We start from the raw sequence: 287 nt of genomic DNA on the forward strand, positions 1-287 counted from the left end.
CGCGGCCGGCCCGCCGATCCGCCGCGCGCACTTCGTGACAGACTCCCTGCCATGACCGATCGCCCCGACGCCACGCCCCGCAAGCCGACGCTGACGTTCTGGCAGATCTGGAACATGTGCTTCGGCTTCTTAGGCATCCAGTTCGGCTTCGCCCTGCAGAACGCCAACGTCAGCCGGATCTTCCAGACCCTGGGCGCGCCGATCGACGATATCCCGATGCTGTGGATCGCCGCGCCGCTGACCGGGCTGATCGTGCAGCCGATCGTGGGGTATCTGTCCGACCGCAC

Annotated in this window: 1 protein-coding gene; it reads left to right on the top strand. The window is 67.2% G+C overall.

Annotated features, from left to right (window positions below; translation table 11 throughout):
- Window positions 1-51: 51 nt before the first annotated feature.
- A partial coding sequence (locus tag HKX41_11145; protein NNC24687.1) for a hypothetical protein occupies window positions 52-287 on the top strand: 236 nt, incomplete at its 3' end.

The organism is Salifodinibacter halophilus, from assembly GCA_012999515.1.
In the GTDB taxonomy this organism is placed as follows: Bacteria; Pseudomonadota; Gammaproteobacteria; order Nevskiales; family Salinisphaeraceae; genus Salifodinibacter; species Salifodinibacter halophilus.